Annotated in this window: 19 protein-coding genes; 15 read left to right on the forward strand and 4 right to left on the reverse strand. The window is 44.6% G+C overall.

What is annotated here, in order from left to right; genetic code table 11:
* Positions 1-182: 182 nt before the first annotated feature.
* Positions 183-878 carry an NAD-dependent epimerase/dehydratase family protein gene (locus AB4185_RS04025; protein ID WP_372134912.1) on the reverse strand — a complete coding sequence of 232 codons (696 nt, stop codon included), beginning with the start codon at positions 876-878 and terminating at the stop codon, positions 183-185.
* A 719-nt stretch (positions 879-1597) separates the two neighbouring features.
* Between AB4185_RS04025 and AB4185_RS04030 the strand changes: the two genes are divergently transcribed.
* The 11 genes from AB4185_RS04030 to AB4185_RS04080 all read left to right on the forward strand — a co-directional run bounded on the left by AB4185_RS04030 (position 1598) and on the right by AB4185_RS04080 (position 12720).
* Positions 1598-2209, forward strand: a complete 612-nt coding sequence (locus tag AB4185_RS04030) for a flavin reductase family protein (RefSeq protein ID WP_017065519.1) — start codon at positions 1598-1600, stop codon at positions 2207-2209.
* A 43-nt stretch (positions 2210-2252) separates the two neighbouring features.
* Entirely contained in the window at positions 2253-3299 is a 1047-nt protein-coding gene (cobT, locus tag AB4185_RS04035) for a nicotinate-nucleotide--dimethylbenzimidazole phosphoribosyltransferase (protein ID WP_372134914.1), read from the forward strand.
* Positions 3299-4105 (forward strand): adenosylcobinamide-GDP ribazoletransferase, encoded by an 807-nt coding sequence (locus tag AB4185_RS04040; RefSeq protein WP_372134916.1) that lies wholly within the window; start codon positions 3299-3301, stop codon positions 4103-4105. The genes cobT and AB4185_RS04040 overlap by 1 nt, the downstream gene beginning before the upstream one ends.
* Before the next feature lie 9 nt (positions 4106-4114).
* Positions 4115-4726: a bifunctional adenosylcobinamide kinase/adenosylcobinamide-phosphate guanylyltransferase gene (cobU, locus tag AB4185_RS04045; protein WP_372134918.1), complete on the forward strand. Its 612-nt coding sequence runs from the start codon at positions 4115-4117 to the stop codon at positions 4724-4726.
* A gap of 9 nt (positions 4727-4735) precedes the next feature.
* Entirely contained in the window at positions 4736-5353 is a 618-nt protein-coding gene (cobC, locus tag AB4185_RS04050; protein ID WP_017059155.1) for an alpha-ribazole phosphatase family protein, read from the forward strand.
* Between the two features lie 139 nt (positions 5354-5492).
* The gene (locus AB4185_RS04055) at positions 5493-7289 is read left to right on the forward strand and encodes a M3 family oligoendopeptidase (RefSeq protein ID WP_372134920.1); all 1797 of its coding nucleotides are present in this window, start codon (positions 5493-5495) and stop codon (positions 7287-7289) included.
* A gap of 268 nt (positions 7290-7557) precedes the next feature.
* Positions 7558-8586, forward strand: a complete 1029-nt coding sequence (locus tag AB4185_RS04060) for a succinylglutamate desuccinylase (protein ID WP_372134922.1) — start codon at positions 7558-7560, stop codon at positions 8584-8586.
* Between the two features lie 133 nt (positions 8587-8719).
* A complete protein-coding gene (btuC, locus tag AB4185_RS04065) occupies positions 8720-9715 on the forward strand; it encodes a vitamin B12 ABC transporter permease BtuC (protein WP_372134924.1) in 996 nt (331 codons plus the stop codon).
* Complete coding sequence (btuD, locus tag AB4185_RS04070) at positions 9702-10460, forward strand: vitamin B12 ABC transporter ATP-binding protein BtuD (RefSeq protein WP_136978782.1); 759 nt, start codon at positions 9702-9704, stop codon at positions 10458-10460. Before btuC ends, btuD begins: the two co-directional genes overlap by 14 nt.
* A gap of 58 nt (positions 10461-10518) precedes the next feature.
* Positions 10519-10878, forward strand: a complete 360-nt coding sequence (locus AB4185_RS04075) for a DUF6559 family protein (RefSeq protein ID WP_229647267.1) — start codon at positions 10519-10521, stop codon at positions 10876-10878.
* A 375-nt stretch (positions 10879-11253) separates the two neighbouring features.
* Complete coding sequence (locus tag AB4185_RS04080) at positions 11254-12720, forward strand: lytic polysaccharide monooxygenase (RefSeq protein ID WP_372102312.1); 1467 nt, start codon at positions 11254-11256, stop codon at positions 12718-12720.
* A gap of 224 nt (positions 12721-12944) precedes the next feature.
* Here AB4185_RS04080 and AB4185_RS04085 read toward each other — a convergent pair whose 3' ends face one another.
* The 3 genes from AB4185_RS04085 to AB4185_RS04095 all read right to left on the reverse strand — a co-directional run bounded on the left by AB4185_RS04085 (position 12945) and on the right by AB4185_RS04095 (position 14895).
* The gene (locus AB4185_RS04085) at positions 12945-13178 is read right to left on the reverse strand and encodes a hypothetical protein (protein WP_372134926.1); all 234 of its coding nucleotides are present in this window, start codon (positions 13176-13178) and stop codon (positions 12945-12947) included.
* 59 nt (positions 13179-13237) lie between these two features.
* Positions 13238-13957, reverse strand: coding sequence for a hypothetical protein (locus AB4185_RS04090; RefSeq protein ID WP_229647270.1), 720 nt, complete (start codon positions 13955-13957; stop codon positions 13238-13240).
* 98 nt (positions 13958-14055) lie between these two features.
* Positions 14056-14895: a LysR family transcriptional regulator gene (locus AB4185_RS04095; protein WP_017068280.1), complete on the reverse strand. Its 840-nt coding sequence runs from the start codon at positions 14893-14895 to the stop codon at positions 14056-14058.
* Between the two features lie 193 nt (positions 14896-15088).
* Between AB4185_RS04095 and gntH the strand changes: the two genes are divergently transcribed.
* The 4 genes from gntH to AB4185_RS04115 all read left to right on the forward strand — a co-directional run bounded on the left by gntH (position 15089) and on the right by AB4185_RS04115 (position 18660).
* A complete protein-coding gene (gene gntH / locus AB4185_RS04100) occupies positions 15089-16714 on the forward strand; it encodes a guanitoxin biosynthesis MBL fold metallo-hydrolase GntH (RefSeq protein WP_017068281.1) in 1626 nt (541 codons plus the stop codon).
* A gap of 126 nt (positions 16715-16840) precedes the next feature.
* The gene (locus AB4185_RS04105) at positions 16841-17356 is read left to right on the forward strand and encodes a hypothetical protein (protein ID WP_372134928.1); all 516 of its coding nucleotides are present in this window, start codon (positions 16841-16843) and stop codon (positions 17354-17356) included.
* Between the two features lie 185 nt (positions 17357-17541).
* A complete protein-coding gene (locus AB4185_RS04110; RefSeq protein WP_256799666.1) occupies positions 17542-18057 on the forward strand; it encodes a hypothetical protein in 516 nt (171 codons plus the stop codon).
* A 114-nt stretch (positions 18058-18171) separates the two neighbouring features.
* On the forward strand, positions 18172-18660 hold the full coding sequence (locus AB4185_RS04115) for a GNAT family N-acetyltransferase (protein ID WP_017068284.1): 489 nt from the start codon (positions 18172-18174) through the stop codon (positions 18658-18660).
* Positions 18661-18771 lie beyond the last annotated feature (111 nt).

Raw genomic sequence — 18771 nt, forward strand, 5'->3', positions numbered from 1 at the left:
GTTTTCCTTATGAATAACTCTAGATCAATTAGGCACCTAGATGTATAGGTGTCAGTACTGCTGCTAAAATAACGTTCTGTTACAAAACGTAAAATAAGGAAAAGTAATTTATTAGAACGATTAGTAATATCCACTCAATGGTATGGGTGGATATTCAACATTGTGATGAATAGGTGAGCTTTTTAGCGATATTTTGCCAATAAATTGAGCATGTCACTTGACGAGTAAATTTCGATATTTTGGAAATTATTTTCGAATAACCGGAACAACATTGCTTTGGCTACGTTTTCCGACTGAATAGGGCGTAGGTTTTTGAACTTACCAAGCATAAATGGAGACAGCAGAGGAAAGACACTTTGCAGGAGTTTTTCATCAGCTCTAGGTTCATCACGCTCACCCACCAGAGGCCCAGGGCGTGCGATGAAAAGCTGCTTGAAGCCAATACGTTTTAAATTTTGTTCCATTTGTCCTTTACAGCGAAGGTAGTGCGAATAGGAATCTGGTGAAGCGCCATAGCTAGAAACGACCGCTACGCGTTGAACCCCAAGAAACTTCATCGACTGTGCGACTTGGCTAACCAGTTCCACATCGATTTTGCGAAGCGCTTCTTTTGATCCTGCCTTTTTCTTAGTCGTACCTAAGCAGATAACGCCAAGATTAGGCGTCGCATTCGTGTCATCCCAACTGGTAACTTGCAGGTCGCTGTGAATGAGTGTGTGGAGCTTGTTGGAATCAAACTGTGAATCTAACGCTCGGCGAGATAGGGCATAGATATGATCAGCGGCGGGTTCATCGATGAGCAACTTCATCACATGATGACCAATTAACCCGGTTGCACCAGCCACCACGACCGATGTTTTGTCTCCAGAAATGCTCATTTTAATCCCTTCTTCACTCCACAAGTGCTTGTTTAATATAAACAGTGTTTGAATTTTAAGCGAATAAAAGTTTGTTAAACGAGTGGTCAGTAGTATGTGGGGAGTCGCCTGTTTATGGAAAAAGAGATGATTTAGTTTGGCTCGACGCATAAGTACGGTCTGAAGCATAAGTACGATATGAAACATAATGGTGGTGGGAAAGATAAATGCGGTTTGAAACTTAAGTTAGGCGTTAAACATAACAAAGCCCGCTGGGCGACGGGCTTTGTTACTTTTCTTGCTTCTTACTAGGTAAAGGACAGTGGGATTTTCCTTACCTTTTTGCTAGCTTTCTTACTTGATTTATTTGGTTTTCATTTTACTTGAATTTGGAATCATTACACCTCCTAAATCGTTGTTCTGTTTTGTCTTTCAATCGATTGTCTTTCTTCGTGTAGCGTCAGTGTTGTGGGCATTCACTGTATGGGTACTTATCAATGGAGAGATTAATAAGTAATTTAGATAAGGCATAAACGATGCCAAAATGTAAGTTATTGATAAATCTATTATCAGTATTATTTGTGTTTTAGGGTTCGTCAATTTGACTGTCAATCTGAGAAAAAACCAGTGTGATCTGTTTAAATTAAGAACACTCTCTGCGGTTTCTGCCACATAGCCATAGATACAGCCTTGCTTAACACGTAAACTGAGTCGTAATTCACATAGACCAAGGACGTGCTATGAACCTCAAGCTTGATACTCTTGCTCCCACTCAGATTTATCACCTGATGACACAAACCGTTGTTCCTCGCCCGATTGCGTGGGCATTGACGGAATCTTCTGACCAAGAGTACAACCTCGCGCCTTTCTCTTATTTCACGCCTGTTTCTAGTAATCCGCCGTTACTGATGTTATCGGTTGGGAAGAAGCCGTCCGGCGAAATCAAAGATACCACTCGTAATGCGCTAGAAACGGGTAAGCTAGTGATTCACATTGCTTCTTCAAGTTCTGCCGAAACCATGACGGCGACAGCAGCTACCCTTGAACATGGTGATTCGGAAGTCACCGCGAATAACATTGATCTGGTTGAATTTGAAGGCTTCTCTTTACCGAGATTGAAAGAGTGCGCGGTCGCTTTTGGATGCACCTTGTACGAAGTAAAAGAGGTTGGAGAAGTGCCACAAAGCCTCATCTTTGCTCAAGTCGAAACCGTGTACATTTCCGAAGACGTGATCGACAAAGACAGTGAGCGTCTTAAGATCGACGCGTTAGCACTTGATCCTTTATCTCGATTGGGTGGCGGTGAATACGCCACGCTTTCCAATGTGTTTTCTGTCGCACGCCCTAAGTAGCAGCCCTATATCAACGTACCCAGAATAAGCGTTTTTAAAAACTATGTTAGATACCCAATACTCGCAGTACATCCAACACCGAATTGACCAAAAAACCAAGCCACTTGGCGCACTTGGCTTACTAGAAAAAGTCGCACATCAACTGGCTTTGATTCAGAGCCAAGGCAAAGAAGCTGCGGTTGAACACATCGAATTGAATAAGCCAAGTATCATCATTTTTGCTGGCGACCATGGCATTGCTGACGAAGGCGTGAGTATTGCTCCAAGCGCGGTAACACAACAGATGGTGTTGAACTTCTTAAGCGATGGCGCGGCGATCAATTGCTTCTGTGCGGTGAATAATATCGATATCACGGTAGTCGACACGGGGATATTGTTGCCTGTGGAATCAGACAGTGACATGTTGATCTCTCAGCGTTTGGGTACGCGAACCAATAACTTTGCCAATGAAGCGGCAATGAGTTTAGAAACGGTTGAACGTGGGATTGAACTGGGTACAGATCTTGTATCTAAAACCATTTCGAATGGCACCAATATCATCATGTTTGGTGAAATGGGTATCGGAAATACCAGCAGCGCATCAGCGATCTTAAGTGCATTAGCGAATCGTGCTGCAGCGGAGTGTGTTGGCCTAGGCACTGGCATCAACAATGAACAGCTTGCACGTAAAGTGGCTGTGGTTGAGCAAGGTGTCGCGCGTTGCAAAGGTTTAGATGCGAATGAAGTTAAAGATATTAAAGAGGTACTAGCACAAGTCGGTGGCTATGAAATCGTTCAAATGGTGGGTGGTTTCCTTGGCGCTTACCAGAACAGAACACCAATATTAGTCGATGGTTTTATCGTATCGGTTGCAGCGTATGTCGCGACCTTAATTGAACCGAACTGCCGTGATTACATGATCTTTGCTCATCGCTCTGAAGAGTCAGGGCACAAAATTCTGTTAGAGCTGCTAGACGCTGAGCCACTGCTCGATCTTGGATTGAGATTAGGCGAGGGCACGGGTGCTGCGCTAGCTATGCCCATTATTCGTGCGGCAGCCGAGTTCTATAACAACATGGCGAGCTTCGAAAGTGCTGGAGTCACGGTTTAATGAGTGATGCATCAGAAAGATCGTTGAAAGGTCGAGTCACTTATCAGTGGGAACTGTTTGCGCTGGCGATGGGCTTCTTTTCTCGCTTACCAATGCCGAAGAACACGCCCTATTCATCAGATCGAATGAATCGTTCTGGTCGCTACTTTTCAACGGTTGGTTTGTTACTTGGTGTTCTGTGTGGCGGTGTGTTCTTGCTACTTGATATCATATTGCCGAGTGCGGTGGCGATCTTTTTGATGATGAGTTTTAGCCTGATGCTCACAGGTGCATTCCATGAAGATGGTTTGACTGATATGGCGGATGGCATTGGTGGCGGCATGACTCTAGAACGCCGCTTGACCATTATGAAAGACAGTCGAATTGGTACTTATGGCGCGTCTGCTCTGGTTATGGCTCTGCTTGGCAAGTGGGTGCTGTTGAATGAGCTGGTCAACATGACAGCTCTGTTCATGGTTATAGTGACCAGTTATACCTTTAGCCGCGCGATTGCTGCATCACTGATTTATGACATGCCTTATGTTAGCGATTTAGATACCAGTAAAAGTAAGCCTTTGGCCAACAAGCAAACCAAAGGTGAACTTGCCTTCTTATTGCTTGTAGGCGTGCTGCCTAGCCTGTGGTTTGGTCTTGAATTCGCTTTGGTTTTATCTGTCGTCGCCTATCTGTTCAGAACAGGTTTCAAAAAGTGGTTAACGGCTCGAATTGGCGGCTTTACTGGCGACTGCTTGGGGGCCGCTCAACAGCTGATGGAGTTGCTGACTTACCTTGTATTCATTACTGCATTTTACAATGGCTTTCTATAACGGCTTCCTATGACAAACACGAATCAAGCTAGTCAAATTAATCAAACAAGTCAGCGAAATAGTCATCTGATATTGGGTGGAGCTCGTTCTGGTAAGTCTAGTTTTGCAGAGCAACAAGCATTATGTGCGCTTGAAGCATGTTCAAATGGACGCCTCAATTATATTGCGACAGCGACATATCTTGATGATGAAATGCGAGAACGAATCGCGCACCATCAACAACGTCGTGGCGAGCAGTGGATTGAGCATGAAGTACCCGTCGAATTAGCCGAAAAACTGCAGTCTTTTGAGAAAGAAGATGTGGTATTGATTGATTGCCTAACCTTGTGGTTGAACAACATCATCTTTGAACTGGGTGATGACGCAACTAATGAACAGCTTGAAGCCGTGGTTGAAGTGTTGGTCAAAAGCGTCGAGCAAAGTCCGGCGCAAATTATCATGGTCTCTAACGAAGTCGGTTTAGGTGTGGTGCCGCTGGGTAAAGTGTCTCGCTTGTTTGTGGACAATGCAGGACGAATGAACCAAGCGCTAGCTCGCGTCGTTGAGCGCGTCACGCTGGTTGCTGCCGGATTGCCGCTGCACTTAAAACCATCTAATCACTTGCTTGATATTCAAGGCTAGGTCGCACACATGGTTAATGGAACAACCAAAAACATCTATTTGTTAAGACATGGCAAAGTCGAAGGAAAAGCTGCGCTCAATGGTTTATCTGATGTGCTGGTCAACTCTGATCTTCAAGAACAGATATGTGAGGCACTAACTACACAAGACATTACCTTTGATAGCGTGGTTAGCTCTCCACTAAGACGATGTGGTGATCTCGCGAGCTTGTTTGCAGAGCGTATGTCTGTGCCTTTATCAGTTGCATCGGGTTTTCAGGAAATGAACTTCGGTGAAGTAGATGGTGTCCCATTTGATGAACTTGAAGACAAGTGGGGAATGTTAGAAACCTTTTGGAAAGACCCTGCTAATCATCAATTAACTGGCGCAGAAAGTTTACAGAGCTTCCACGACAGAGTAACTCAAGCTTGGTCGCAACTTTTGAATGATTCAAGTGACAACATATTGTTGGTTACTCATGGTGGTGTGATTCGCATACTGCTAGCGCACTGCCTTAATATTGATTGGAAAAACCCGAGTTTGTACTCGAAGTTATCGATAGAAAACGCATCGATAACGCATATTCAAATCACTCAGTTTGCGCAGAGCTTTATCAGCGTTAAATCGATAGGGATACCTGTTCTCTGAGTGTTCAAAAAACACAGTTTAAGAATTAACAATCTTTTAGATCTGTAAATAGAAACAGAAATATAAATAGAAGTATAAAGCGGCGTTCACAGCCGCTATACCTGATTGGTATTACTACCTACGTGAAAGGAATTTAGTCATGACAACACCAAGTTGGGATCTAAGCATTGCTTATAGCGATCTTAATGATGCAAAAATCGAACAGGACATTGAACTCATTCAGCAGTGCATTGAGCTGTTGAACCTACACGTTGAAAAGCGTCATATCATTCTAGCGATGCAAAACGCGATTCAGACTTCAGAAGCGGCAGGCACGTTACTGAGTACAATCAACACCTTCGCTAATTGCCACGCATCGGTCGACGCGACACACACAGAAGCGAAAGCATTGCTTGGTCGTGTAGCGAAGCTGAACTCTGAAATGTCTCAAGCGTTCAGCCCTTACGAAGATACGCTAATTCACGCAGAACCAGAATTTATTGATGCAGTATTAGAGCATGATAGTGCGGACGTAGCAGGGCAGCGCTTTGCGATTGAAAGCTCTCGTAAGTTATCAAGCAGCCGACTCAGTGTTGCTGAAGAGCAGTTATTTGCAGCGATGAAGGTTGATGGTCGTGACGGATGGGGTCGTTTATACGATAACCTAACCGGATCTTTAAAACTGTCGCTAAAGCTGGACGGTGAAGAGGAAGCCCTAGGCTTTTCACAAGCCGCGAGCCTGTTGTACGGCAGCGAATTCGACAAACAAGAACCAGCATGGCGCGCGGTTCAAGGTGCGATGAAAACGCACCAAGAGTCTTTTGCTTCGATTCTAAATGCATTGGCGGGTTGGCGACTGACTGAAAACAAAAAGCGTTCGAAGATTAGCGATGTGCATTTCCTAGATCCAAGCCTACACGGCAGCCGCATTGTGCCAGAAACGCTAGACACCATGATGTCGGTAGCGAAAGCTAATCGAGCTGTTGGTCAGAAAGCAGGTTTGTTAATGGCAAGAGTTCACGGGCTAGATGAAATGAAGCCTTGGAATCACTTAGCTGCGATGCCGCCGCTGGGTGACGCTGAATCTAAGGTTTACCCATTTGATGAGGCGATCGACGTGATCAAAACTGCGTTCGCTGAAGTAAATCCAGAGATGGCTGATTTTGTCGCTTTGATGGTTGATAATGGTTGGATTGATGCCGCACCAGCAGCCAACAAACGTTTAGGCGCTTACTGCACCAAGTTTGCTGCTACACGCACTCCGCTTGTGTTCATGACATGGAGCGGTAGCCGCTCAGATTTAATGACATTGGCACACGAGTTAGGCCACGCGTTCCACAACTGGGTGATGAAAGACATGCCGTTGTGTCAAACACGCTACCCAATGACGCTAGCAGAAACCGCTTCGATCTTTGCTGAAAATATCGTTCGAGACCATTTGTTAAAACAAGCACAAACACGTAATGAGAAACTTGAAATGCTGTGGGAAGAGCTTTCTTCTTCTTTGGCATTAATGGTGAACATTCCCGTTCGTTTTGAGTTTGAAAAAGCCTTCTATGAGCAGCGTGAAAAAGGTGAGCTAACGGCTCAGCAGCTGTGTGACTTGATGGAAACCACTTGGAAGGAGTGGTATGGCGATGCAATGACAGAAGCCGACCCTTACTTCTGGGCAAGCAAACTGCACTTCAGCATCTCTCAAGTGAGCTTCTACAACTACCCATACCTGTTCGGTTACCTGTTCAGTAAAGGTGTTTACGCTCAGCGCGATGCTAAGGGCGAACAATTCTACGGTGATTACGTTTCCTTGCTTCGTGATACGGGCAGCATGATGGCGGAAGAAGTCGTTCAAAAACACTTGGGAATGGACCTGACTCAAGCTGACTTTTGGCAACAAAGCATCGACATGGTCAAAGTTCAAATCGATGAATTTGAAAGATTGCTCGATCAGGAAGATTAATTGATCTCAATCTGTTCATGGTAGGTAAGAGCTGTGTTAGCTTACGTGGCTCTTATCTTGCTGATATAAACAGAGATAACCAAAAGTTGTTCTAAATAGGTGAAATTATTTGGAACAGATGTCGGTTAGTAAAGTCAGCAGGTAATACAAAAATATATGGGTAGTATTTGTGAGTGATAACGGAGTTTCTATTGATAAGTGCGATCCTAGCAACACAATTTCTATGTACAATTTATTAACATACGGCCGTGCAATTAAGGAGTAACGCATGACGAAGACCCTCTTTCGCCAATCATTTCTTTTTGACAGCCTAGATCTTGAGCAAGAAGTGGTTGCAGGACAGACCGTACTGAGTAACGGTGTTCAAATTAAGCTTCATCAACGCGGTGTATTGGAAGTGATTCCCGCTGAGTATAACTCTGAAACCAAAAACATCATCTTTTCAACAGGTGTTCACGGCGACGAAACTTCACCAATGGAGCTGATTGATAAGCTCATTGAGGATATTGAAACAGGCTTCCAAGTAGTGACAGCAAGATGTTTGTTCATCATTGCTCACCCAGAAGCAACCAACGCGCATACTCGTTTTCTTGATGTGAATATGAACCGTCTGTTTGATGAAAAACAGCACGAGAGTAATCGAGAAGTGGACATCGCGAAGAACCTTAAGTACTTGGTTACTGAATTTTACAAGGAAACGGTACCTGCCACTCGTTGGCACTTAGATCTGCACTGTGCGATCCGTTTGTCTAAGCATTACTCTTTCGCCGTAAGCCCTAAGGTTCGCCACGAAGTTCGCAGTAAAGCCTTGTTCGAATTCATTAACAGTGCTCACGTTGAAGCGGTGTTGTTATCCAATGCGCCAACCAGTACTTTCAGTTGGTACAGCGCTGAAAACTTTGAAGCGCAAGCACTGACAATGGAGCTAGGGCAGGTAGCAAGAATTGGTGAGAACCAGCTTGATAAGTTAACTGCTTTCGATTTGGCAATGCGCAATTTGATTGCTGAAATAGAACCAGAGCATTTACCAAAGAAAACCATTACTTATCGCGTAAGCCGAACCATTGTTCGTTTGCATGATGACTTTGACTTTATGTTCTCTGATGCCGTTGAAAACTTTACGGCGTTCAAGCACGGTGAAGTGTTTGGTCATGATGGTGATAAGCCATTGATGGCGAAGAATGAAAACGAAGCGGTGGTATTTCCAAATCGTAACGTTGCTATCGGTCAGCGAGCGGCCTTAATGGTGTGCGAAGTTGAAACACGATTCGACCACGGTCAGCTTGTGTACGATTAATACCGAGCCGGGTTAAAGCGAGCAAAATAACCGCTCAACTGGTTGAAATATCAAGGTTCACATTACGGTGTGAGCCTTGAGTTTATTTAGGGATACAGGTAAGGTTACGCGAACAATTTCAAAGTAGCTTGATATGGATTTCCAACAACTTCTTCACCAAAAACAGCGAAAATGGACCCGAGCCATTTATCTGATGGCTGCACTGCTTGTCACGCTGAGTGCGATTTACCTAATGGTTGGCGATCTTTTCATTTCCCCTCTGGGCACCTTGTCCACGTTAGAACAAAAACTACTGGTTGATTTACGCTTACCTCGATTATTGGCGGCTATTGCCATCGGGGCAGGGTTAGCTGTATCTGGCGCAAGCCTACAAGTCTTATTGGGTAATGTATTAGCAGAGCCAGGTGTGCTCGGTATTTCTGGTGGCGCAAGCTTGGCGATGGTTATCGTACTGTTCTTCTTGCCGTTTGCTCCTACACCAGAACTGTTCATGATTGCCGCCGTTTTAGGGTCACTTTGTTTTACCGTGATTCTAGTGAGCATGGTAAAAACCATGCGACTCACCACGGCTAAATTACTGCTAGTCGGTGTCGCGTTGGGCATTCTTTCTGGCGCGATGGTGACATGGGCGTTCTATTTTAGTGATGACTTAAGTCTACGCTTATTGATGTATTGGCTGATGGGCAGCTTAGGTGGCGTCACTTGGTATCAACACTCGCTCACGTTGGTGATGATCCCCGTGATTATTTGGCTGTGCCTGCAAGGTAGTAAGCTAGATAAGTTAATGATTGGCGAAACGCATGCCGCACAGTTAGGCGTGAACGTTCCGAGATTACGCTGGCGTCTAATTTTCGCCGTGTCTATTTTAGTAGGTTGCGCGGTGGCATTGGGCGGCGTGATCAGCTTTGTTGGCTTGGTTGTGCCACACTTATTGCGTTTAGCGATTGGTACTGATAACAAATACCTTCTTCCTTTGTCTGCCGTTGCTGGCGCTGCGTTGTTGGTGTTTGCTGATATCTGTGCAAGAACCTTATTAGATTCCGCAGAGCTGCCTTTGGGTGTGATGACCACCAGTATCGGTGCGCCTATCTTCATTTGGATGTTAATTAAAAATCATGATTCAAATTAAGAGCCTGAGCGTCGGCGCTCGTTTATTACCACTATCATTTGAGCTCAAGCAAGGGCAGGTGACTCACGTTATCGGCCCTAATGGCAGCGGTAAAAGTACCTTGCTCGAAGCGATATCTGGAATTGGTGATGGTTACAAAGGCGATATAAAGATCGACGGGCAGGATTTGTCGGAGCTGTCTTTACAAGATTTATCATTGCATCGTGCTTACTTGTGCCAAAGCGCAAGGCCAGCCTTCAACTTAGAAGTGTTCCAATATCTTGCATTGTCACTGCCAAGCTCCTCACACGGCCTTGATGCTGAAATCAACGCAGCTTTGGAAGAAATCAGCCAGATGCTAGACATTGCAGACAAACTTCATCGCTCAATTCAGACACTGTCTGGTGGTGAATGGCAACGCGTACGTTTGGCGGGAATGTGCCTGCAAATTTGGCCGACACTTAACCCATACGCGAAGCTGCTGATCCTCGACGAACCCGCAGCTCCGTTGGATATTGCTCAAGAAGCCTTGTTGTACAAGCTTATCGAACGAGTGGCTGAGAAAGGCATCGCCGTGATCATGGCTAACCATGATTTGAACAGAACACTAAGACACGCAGACCAAGTGTTGTTGCTCGATAAAGGTGTACTTCAAGCATCAGGCTCAGCTGATCAAGTGCTTACCCCTGAGCAGCTAGAGTCCGTGTTCAACACCGAAGTCAAAAGTATCTCAGTCGACAATCAGACCTATCTTTTGTTTGGTTAAAAGACTAATTAGTTAAGCTGCTCATTGGGTTTAAGGCGAGTTAGTAAAGGAAGCAAATATGTTTAGATACATCCAAAGAAGAAGAATCAAAAAGGTGATTAAGTCATTGTCTGCAAAGATGGTGAAGAGCTACGGAAGCCGTGATTTCTTCTCTATTGGGCAGGTTGAAACAAGTTCTCGTGAGTTGAGTAAACGCCAACAACAGATTGCTTTAGCCTTGTTTGCGGATCCACAAGATCTTGCTGTTGAATTAGCTCCAACTATTCAGTTGCTGCGTAACGATGTGTCTAATGACTTCTTTGGCGGAGAAGACTACACAGCGCGAGATGTACTTAATCTATTGGGTGGCGGCGGTTGGAAGGGCGGTCGTATCGACGATGACATGTCACATCGCATGGGCATGCATAGCCGTTATTAAATATCTTCTTACTACCTAACGCCTTTATATCCCCAAAGCGGCTTAATCATAAAGCCGCTTTTTTATTCATTCCGAATACTGTTCCCTCAATCAACATAGAATACTGAAATGTCATAATTCGAAGCAACATCATCTATCTACAGCGCATTTGTTTGAGTTGTGTGATGCTGATTCCTATCAATATAAAACCCGCTGTTATTGATAAAATTGACGTATATATTTTTCGTTGTTCTTTAAGTCAGAAACTATAAACCTTCGAATTACAGTGCTGGTTGGTTAGTAACCAATTGGTTTTGTGTTTAGGGTAAAATAATAGAGAGTGGGAAAGTGACAACAATAAATAATAATATTCTAAAAATAGCAGTGGGTATGGCTATGCTATCGAGTGTGCCGTCAGTGGCAAATGCTCATGGTTGGTCTGAGTTTCCAAGCGCGCGTCAGAACACGTGTTACGAGCAAGGCGGGATTTGGTCGGGTACACCACCTAATGCTGCGTGTGCTCAAGCAAAAGACATTTCGGGTTCATACCCGTTTGTTCAACGTAACGAGTACGCGAAAAATATCCAAGATTTCAACAACATCAATGCTGTAAAAGCGGCGATTCCTGACGGCACGTTATGTTATGTCAACGATTCGCAAAAACGCGGCATGGGTGCGCCTCATACTGGTTGGACTCGTACCGAGCTAAATACTGGTACGTTTGAATATGTATTCAATGCGACAGCGCCACACAACCCTTCTTTCTGGGAGTTCTACCTAACGAAACCAAACGCGGACCTAAGCAAAGGCCTAGCGTGGGGAGACTTAGATCTTATCCAAGAAGAGGGTAACGTTCCGGTTAATGGCGGCAAGTACCGCATTAATGTCACTATTCCTTCAGACCGTTCTGGCGATGCGATTCTATTCGTTCGTTGGCAACGTGATGATGCTGCGGGCGAAGGCTTCTACAACTGTTCAGACATCACTATCGCGGGTGGCACAACCCCTCCACCAGAGCCGGGTCCAGAGCCTGATCTAGTGCGTGGTGACCTGTTTGTTTCTGACCAGTTTGGCACGCCAGAAATTGGTGATACGGTTAAATACGACATCATCAACAAGTATGGTGAAGTAGCGCGAAGCTTCGACATCGTCATTGATGCTTCAAACGTTAACGATTGGGCTCGTTTGTTAGCTTCAGAAATTAATGGCTGGCACGAAGAGTTTAAAGATGGCGCGATCTTCATTGGTGACTGGCATGCTGAAATGCAGCACTACATGTACTTCCAAAACGATCCTTCACGTAACTTCTTCAACTCAAAAGATAGCCGTGCTTCTGGTCAGTTAACGTTGATTGATGGTGGCGACGGTGGTGTTGAACCATTGAAAGGTGACATCTACGAGCTAGTGAAGAGTGACAATGTAGTCAATGCTGGCGATAAGGTTGTGATTGCAACAAGCGAAGCCGCGACATTGACTCAAACTCAAGGTTCTTCAGTAAGCATCCAAAATAACGGCACGGCTTCTATCGTAGTTGATACCACTGGCATCACTGCAAACGAAACTTTATCGTTTATGGCTAGCTCGATTGAAAGCGACAGTGTTGAAACCTTCACTTTTGAAGTAATTGCCGATGACGGTGGCGTGACACCAGACCCAGATCCAACGCCGGATCCTGATCCGACTCCTGACCCAGACCCTACGCCAGATCCAGGTACGTGGGACTCATCAGCGACTTACCTTGGTGGCGAAGTCGTGACTTACTCGAACCAGTCATGGAAAGCACAATGGTGGGTTCAAGGTGGTACTAACCCTAAAGCGACTTACGAAAATGACAAATGGGGCGTTTGGCGTCCAGCCAACTAATCTTAACTATTGTTAGTTAATTAGCCTTGCAATAATAACCAAGACACCACATTTTTTGACGAGTGTGGTGTCTTTTTTAGCGTCTGCATTTGCGGTTTTGAATGTCATCAGCCTAGAAAAAGTGATTCAGGAACGGAGTCTTAATCACTCAGCACGGCTCTATAAGAAGATGAGAGTTATATAGAAAACAAGAGCTATATAACGTTTTGTAATGTGTTGACGAATTATTTCAGAATAAGGTTTTCTTTAATCTCATCGTTAAGATACCCCTGATCAAAATCTGGTGTCATAAATTCGACGGAGGAGGAGTCTAGATAGCTGGTTTCTAGATAACTCGGCTCTAGATAATGGGGGTCTAAGTGATAAGCACTTACGTAGGTGGGAATCGCAGAAAACAAAACGATACTGATCGCTGCAGCGATATTAATGGCTTTGTTGCGTTGAGGAGTCATTTTCATAGTAGTGCCCTCGAAAGGTGGGCAAATCCATCTGCCTATGAGAATTGAATCTGAGATGTTTAGAAGTCGTAAGACAAACCAAGCGTAATGATATTGTCGTTGTCGATCGGGCCCATCGATTGGCCGTTCAAGTAAAGGTCACCTTCGTTGGTATTGAAGTAGGTGTATTTCACGTAGGGTGTCCAGTCGTCGATGCTTTTAGAGAGAACGACTTCGTGCTCATTGGTACGGTAGTCGCCTTGATGAAAGATTACGTTGTCATCGTTGTGGGTAAACCCGCCATTGGATCCATCACTGTTTTCGTGAGTGTATTGGTAAGCTAAATCCCAGCCTGAGAGTGAGTACCCCGCACCGGCGATGAACTTATTAGTGTTGATCGTGGTGTCGCTTACATTCTCGAGTACTTGCCCTGACTGGTTATATCCCAATCCACTGAATACATTGAAGTTATCATTGACTTGGTAATCAATAATACCTTCGATTAATAACTCTTCACCGTTGTCCCATTTACCGAGTTCACCGTATAGGTTGAACGTGAAGGACTCGCTGATGTGAAAGTCGTGGCCGTAACCCGCTGCTAACCAACCTTGGTCATCAAAACCTATATAGACTTGTCCATTTTCTGAGGTATCGATTAATGCGCCAGCTTCTGTGGTGTAGACACCGTTATCAGCAGCATTAGAGGCAACGTTTTGTTCGATGTAAACTTGAGTCGAAGTCGCAAACGCTGCGCTGCTGAGTAACGTAAGTGGTAGAGCAATAAGGTTAAGTTTTTTCATGGATTCTCCAGTGTCGTTCTATTGAATTAACTTGCTGGAGAGTATGTGATTAAACTGAATTTATATTAATAGGGTTAACTTTAGTTAAAACCTCAGTTTCATTTATGTTTCCTTAATGCTGATTTGATTGCTTCACGGGTTTTGATGTGCTGTTCGTCTTTAGCGTAGCGGCGGTGATAGAGCATTCGAAACGTGATCGGTCTTAATTTGATGGGGATAGGGTGAACGCGTAAGCCAAGCGCTGGTGCAAGCATTTCTGCAAAAGAGCGAGTAGAAGCGGCGATATAATCTGTCGTGCTTGCCAAAATCAGCATGCTTGAAATTGAGCTGGTTTCAATTCTGACTTTTCTCGGCTCGATATCGCTCTCTGATAAAAACTCGACCGTGTTCATGTTGGCGCGTTTGATCTTGAGCGCAATATGTTCCTCTTGGAAATACTCTTCTTTACTTAGTGTCTCACCAATTCGAGGGTGGTTGATTCGAGTCAGACACACGGGCTCCTCATCGACGATGGTTTCTTCAATCAATGAGTGTTTCTTACTCGAAAGTACATCAATGACGATATCTACTTTTTGTGCAGTAAGCGCATCAAACAGTTCTTCCTCTTCGAGTGGCGCTTCCGTAAAGCTTACGCCTTCAACCTGGCTAACGAAATGAAGCAAGCTCTCTGTGCAATAGACTTTAAGGTCATTCTTTTGCTGCTCAACCGTTCCAATGATGTTCAATGGGTCTTCTATCTTATTAGCGAGTGATACCGCTGCTCCAGTGGGCGCGATACCTCGTCCTTCTCTCACAAATAAAGCCTTGCCCACGACACCTTCGAGTCTCTTAATCGCCGCGCTTACCGCGGGTTGAGAAATATCGAGCTGCTCTGATGCCACGGTGATAGAGCTGTGTTTGTAAACGGCCAAAAATGTCGTCAGTAGATTAAGGTCCAAATTCAGTTCCCTCTATTCTTATTGCCACTCATCCAAATCATGGTGGAGTCGTTATTAACTCATAAATGAAATGGAGGTTTTAAGTAAAGTTTACACTATATATCAAGGTTCTGTTTATTAATAAACTTGTTTGCATCGGAGTGAGGAAGGAACTTCATTCATTTACTAAATACTCAGACCGATAGGTGAAACTATGAGAACTTTCGCAAAATTATCAATCATCTCTACAGCAATGATCATCACGACAACCGCTTTTGCTGCTGACCCAATGATGCAATACAACACCAAGCAGACTAACTCTGATATTCAAAAACTCGAGAAATTTGAATATCACGAGGGTGAAACCCTTGAAGAGTATCTGAGCACTCAACCTAAGGGGAACTTGTACTCTTCAGAAGAAGAAGTGCTTTCTGTGTTAATGGGCGGTGTAAACAATGGTGACTATCGCAAAGAAACCAATTCAGGTTGGAAAGAAGGCCTGATGTTTGAGGGCATTGCACCTTATGGCGATCACATGGTGTCGGGCGCAAACTGGTTCCCACGCACTGAAGAAGTTCAACCGGATGAAATGCGTGTCACGTTCATGGGGACATCACCAATGATTCGCCCGGGGCAGGCAAACACCTCGATATACGTAGAACTGGGTAACGGCTCTAACTTTGTTTTTGATTTAGGTGAAGGATCAATTGCGAACTACGTAGCGGCGGGTGTCGCGATGAATGAACTCGACCATATCTTCATTACTCACTTGCACGTAGATCATTACGGCTCATTACCTTATCTGTATCAATTTGGTGGTTGGAATGGCCGCTGGGAAAAGCCGCTTAACATTTATGGCCCGAGTGGTGCGACTCCAGAATATGGCACTCGTCATATGATTGAAGGCATGCAGCAAATGTTGAACTGGCACACCGATGCATTTGATGTGTTCCCATCAGGCAACGACATAGTGGTACACGAGTTTGATTTCCGCGACGACGGTGGCGTTATCTATGACCAAGACAATGTGGAAGTGATTCACTGGCGACGCAGTCACGCAAAAGATGGCGCGTCTGGTTACCGCTTGAATTGGACTCAAGATGACGGTCGAGTGCTTTCATTTGTTTGGACAGGAGACGGTCGCCCAACCGAGTTGGATTTGAAATACGCAAAAGGTGCAGACTTGTTCATTACTGAGCTGCAAACCGAAACGTTCGGTGTGTCTTCGATTATTCAAGGTGTGCCGCCATTCTTAGCACGTTACACCGTTGATACTCACCATACACCAGCGTACGCGGCGGGTTATGTGGCGAATGAAGTACAACCGCGCTTGTTCATGACAACGCACATGACATTCGACCCATATCTCAATGAGGAAACCGTTGCAGAGGTTCGACACCATTGGCAAGGGCCTTACCACTTCGGTGCGCCAGATGGCATTGTCGTTAACATGACTAAAGATAATGCGTGGGTTCGTGAAGGTATTTTACCTGATTTCCCGAATGCGCGAGCGCCACAATTTGATATGGCCGATGGGTCTGACTTTAGAATCCCGCTGCCGAAAAACAGCCGTGAAGACATACAAGAACAAGAGATTCGTGATTTAGAGTTGGATCCAAAACTGTACTACCCAGAAGGCTACCACCCAGAGCTGTTAACTGAGTGGCCAGTCGACCGTGACATCGTGATCCCAGCTGAACAAGTACCAGAAGCAATGAAGCAAGGTATGAACACCAAGCAAGAATACATGGATAGAGTGCGTGCTCACCACAACCTTGAGCGCAAGTCGGTAAGTCGTCCAACTGAGCCTGGTGAAGGAGCAGGAACCGACAACAAATAGGGTATTTGTAGTGAGGGCTGATATTGCCCTCACATCCTAAAAAGTTAGGTAAATAAACCCATTCTCTTACTCAATCATAAAAACTATTGCTTACAACATCTTTGCTTAGAATATCTGGAGTTCATTATGAAAAAATCAATTTTAGCGGTCGTCATTCTATCTTTAGTGTCAGCGTCTGTTTTCGCTAACGGACAATCCAATGCTCACAACTATCAACCTGGTGCGACGAATAACTCAGAACGTTTAGCGGATATTGATCCTAACTACGAACTGACCTTACCTTCAGAAAAAGAAGGCTACACCATGTATGACAACCAATCCATGTCAGATGGTGGGACCTACACAACGTATGTCAAACCGAATCCTTCCGATTCAATGCATGTCGCCGATGAAGGCTCGCTAAAAATAACGCATGGAGAAGGTGGTGTCATTATGACGGAATACACCACAAAGAATGGCCAACACACGTTTTCAGTGATGTGCGGCTACACTTCGGGCCCATCATACTGGGCTGACGGAAAACCAGCGAAGGTATGTGAAGAGGCGCAAGCACTAGCGGTTGCATTGGAAGCAAAAGGTGAATGGGAGGTGAAGCCAATGACTTACACCATCGCACCAGCAAGAATCGTAGTTGATAAGTGATTTTTGTCTACAGAACGCTCGTTATATCGAGCCTTGTTATCCAATCACATTGATTATTTGTAGTGAGACAGAGGGGTACTCAGGCTGAAATGCTCATGAAGTTCCCCTCAGCTTAGCTCACCTTACAAGAAGCTAAGTCAGCCAACTAATCAAATTTGTATTCGAAAATACAGAAGGTCTATCCCATGAAAAATACCATTAAGCTACTGGCTATCGCATGTGTTTTACTTACTCCAATGCTTGTCGCCGCTGCCGAACATAATCACAGTCACAATCATTTTAACCCTGCATTAGAGCAACTTGGCGATGACATTATTGGTCTAACCGTGTGTTACAAAAATGGTCATCTATCAGATGAGAATCAAGAACCTGCTTTCATGAATCTTATCAACCACGCCAATGTAGAAGGTGAGGAGTTGGGGATGTACTACATGGATAAGTTGGGCCCTAAAGCTGAGCAAATCATGAGTGATGACGACGCTCGTCGCTTATGGACTCAAGATTATTGTGCTGATTTGACTGACACTTATTTGGATTCAGATAAGTTAGCTCAAAGATCAAATGAACATCAAAGTCATTCACACGGCCACGATCATGGGCATCACCATAACCATAATCACGATCACCATGGACATGGCGACTTGACACCAGAGGTACTTGAGCAAGATATCGAACGAGGGCGTTTACTCAGTATCAACTAAGCCCAATAAGATAAGTTCATCTAACCTATTGTTAAATATTCACTATTTGCTAGTGTGTTTAGGTGCACATTGAGGATGTGTTTCATATTTAGCGAAGAAATATTAGGAGTTGCGATGAGTATTATAGTGAGACGGTCTGAGCCGTCAGATGCGAAGGGAATAAAAGAAGTTTACGAATGCACTAATGCTTATACCGGTACGCTGCAACTCCCAAATCCATCTCTGGAAAGCTGGCAAAAACGAATCTCTAATATGCCTGACAACGTGTACTCGTATGTCGCGATGATCGACGATGAGATTGTTGGCAACTTGGGAATGGAAGTGTGTGTGAATCCAAGAAGACGACATGTGGCTTCATTTGGTATGGGTGTTAAAGACGATGTGTTAGGCAAAGGTGTCGGTAGCCAACTGCTCGCAACAGCAATCGACTTGTGTGATAACTGGATTAACATCAAGCGAATGGAGTTAACGGTGTATACCGATAACGAAAGAGCGATCAGTCTGTATAAGAAGTTTGGTTTCGTGATTGAAGGAGAGTCCGCAGGGTTCGCTTTCAGAAATGGCGAATATGTGGCGGCTTATCATATGGCACGACTGGTATAGCGCTTAGCTACACAGTTAGAATTTACAGACAGATAATAAAACGCCACGTTACAATAACGTGGCGTTTTCTATTTCAGTCAACTGATGCTTTGAAGCGCTTCAGTTTTAACT

This window comes from Vibrio sp. 10N.286.48.F5 (genome assembly GCF_041469785.1).
In the GTDB taxonomy this organism is placed as follows: Bacteria; Pseudomonadota; Gammaproteobacteria; order Enterobacterales; family Vibrionaceae; genus Vibrio; species Vibrio crassostreae_C.